Raw genomic sequence first — 2,246 nt, forward strand, 5'->3', positions numbered from 1 at the left:
TTTTTCTTTGCTATTCAAGCGGGCGCGCATATACTGGCGGCAGTTCCGCCAATAAGCGTTTCCTGTACTGCTCATATTGCTTTGGCAATTTTAATTCCTCGCCGAGCGCGTCCGGGCTTTCGTCGATTGTGAAGCCTGGCGGGTCAGTGGCAATTTCAAAGAGCAGATCGCCATATTCCCGGAAATAAATCGACCGGAAATAATTGCGGTCTTGGACTGGCGTAACACCGAGCCCGTAAGCTTCGACACGGTTTTTCCATTCCAATTGATCGACGTCGTCGTCCGCACGGAATGCGATGTGATGGACTGTGCCAACGCCCATTTGGCCCGTTCCAACGCGAGTCTGCTTGATATCCAATATGTTTCCAAACTCACCGTCCGAGACAAAGCGGACATAATCACCTTGCTCTTCTTTGCGCACGAAGCCAATCACTTCTTCCAATAATTCGGCAGTTTTGGCCGCATTGGCCGTAAACAATACAGCGCCGGCAAAACCTTTGATGGCATTGTCTTGTGTAATGCCGCCTCCGGTCCAGCCGCTCGCTTCGCCCATTCCACGCTCCACCAGCTCTAGCTGAAGGCCATGCGGGTCTTGAAAACGCAAATACGTTTCACCGAAGCGCATTTGCTCTTCGAACACAACATTATGGCTCTCCAGCCGGTTGCGCCAAAATGAAAAAGCGCCTTCCGGAACAGCAAAAGCCGTGACGCCGACTTGGCCGTCTCCCACTTTCCCTTGATAGGCTTTGCCCCACGGGAAAAAGGTCATGATGGTGCCGGGCGATCCCTGGTCGTTTCCGAAATACAAATGGTACGTACCCGGATCGTCGAAGTTCACCGTTTTCTTGACGAGGCGCATGCCAAGAACTCCGGCATAAAAATCGGTATTTTCCTGCGCTTCCCCGACGATCGCTGTAATGTGATGAATTCCTTTCGTTCTTTCACCCATGTATATTCACTCCCTCTTTTTCGACATGACCATCATATCACGACAAACCTTATTGCATATTGCCTTCACTCAGGGCGCTGGCCTTTCGGCTCGTGACGCTGTTTAATCGTCAATTCTTTGGATTTTTCCAATTCTTCTTTCTGCCGCTCCTTACTTTCTTCAATATCCTCTTTCTGACGGCGTTCTTTTTCCTGCTGCTCTGCTGAGTAATCTTCATCGTCTTCAATGATGTCTTTTTGATTTTCCTTCATCTCTTCTACTTTTTCCATTTCCTCTTCGTATTGCTCTTCGACTTCGGTTGTCGATGGAAGGAAAGGCTCCTCATTAAAATCGGTGCGTTTTCCGTAGCGCAGCATTTCATAGATGATCATTCCGTTGTTTGGCATGCCATTCGCTGTTTTCATCGGCACAGCGTCAAACAGTACAAAATAGAAACCGTAGAACACAAACCGGTTCCAGAAAGTCTCGTATTGATCCAAAACCCCATTGGCAACTAGTGCGTTGACGATGAATGCCACGATGACATTCGCCAAGATCGGGCCGGCATAAAGCATGATGTATGCGAATTTGCTTTGCCTCTTCAAATCATCGTAGGCAAACCAACTATATAAATGATAATATTTTCTCACGTCAAACATACCGATCTTGAAGACTCGGGGACCTGAACCGATTGTTAAACGCGGATTCTTCGCGCCAAGCAAGGCACTAACGATTAAATAGCCTGCTTCTCGGATAAAGACAACGACCGGTAAAATGATAAATGCAGATATGACCAGTGCTATCAAATCGCTCAATCCGAACATGAAAACCCCTCCTTCAACTCTTAGAAATGACCCATCGGCCTCTCATCTAAATACCCGATTTGGCAGGCGTCGAACCCCCAATACCTTACAGTTCCATTTCAATTTCATGACAGTTAATCTTTTGAGGAGCAGGAGGGCACGTGATAGGATGGCAATAAGCTTGATTGAAATCTCGGTGTAGCTGCCGCACAGAGGATGGAACTCATGAAACGCAAACGATCCGTTTCCAAAAAAATACTCGCACTTCTCGCAGCGGCTTTCTTAGCCTCTGCTGGATTTGTGCTGGCCAGCCAGTTGACGGAAGAGCAGAAAGCTGCCCCGATTATTGGCTCTGCCATATATAGCCCGCCTCCGAATTTCGCGGAAGTCGCTTCCCATGTCGAGGTCGTCAAAGACATTCGCTATCATGCGTCTGACAACGCCTTCATGGATCTCTACTACCCGGCAGACGCTACCGGCCCCTTGCCGGTTATCTTATGGATCCATGGCGGCGG

The 2,246-nt window shown here is 48.6% G+C and carries 2 protein-coding genes and 1 pseudogene; 1 reads left to right on the forward strand and 2 read right to left on the reverse strand.

The features are described from left to right. Window positions 1-10: 10 nt before the first annotated feature. Together ON064_RS18045 and ON064_RS18050 are read right to left on the reverse strand one after the other, a co-directional pair. Window positions 11-949 carry a ring-cleaving dioxygenase gene (locus ON064_RS18045; RefSeq protein ID WP_274625849.1) on the reverse strand — a complete coding sequence of 313 codons (939 nt, stop codon included), beginning with the start codon at window positions 947-949 and terminating at the stop codon, window positions 11-13. A 65-nt stretch (window positions 950-1,014) separates the two neighbouring features. Then, complete coding sequence (locus ON064_RS18050) at window positions 1,015-1,752, reverse strand: hypothetical protein (RefSeq protein ID WP_274625850.1); 738 nt, start codon at window positions 1,750-1,752, stop codon at window positions 1,015-1,017. Between the two features lie 204 nt (window positions 1,753-1,956). Here ON064_RS18050 and ON064_RS18055 point away from each other — a divergent pair. After that, window positions 1,957-2,246: pseudogene (locus ON064_RS18055) on the forward strand (alpha/beta hydrolase); the annotation flags it as partial.

It is taken from the genome of Planococcus sp. A6, assembly GCF_028823615.1.
Classification (GTDB): Bacteria; Bacillota; Bacilli; order Bacillales_A; family Planococcaceae; genus Planococcus.

Excerpts from the sequence above, each read along its gene's own strand:
- ON064_RS18045 (WP_274625849.1), bottom strand. The coding sequence starts at position 949 with ATGGGTGAAAGAACGAAAGGAATTCATCACATTACAGCGATCGTCGGG.
- ON064_RS18050 (WP_274625850.1), bottom strand. The coding sequence starts at position 1,752 with ATGTTCGGATTGAGCGATTTGATAGCACTGGTCATATCTGCATTTATC.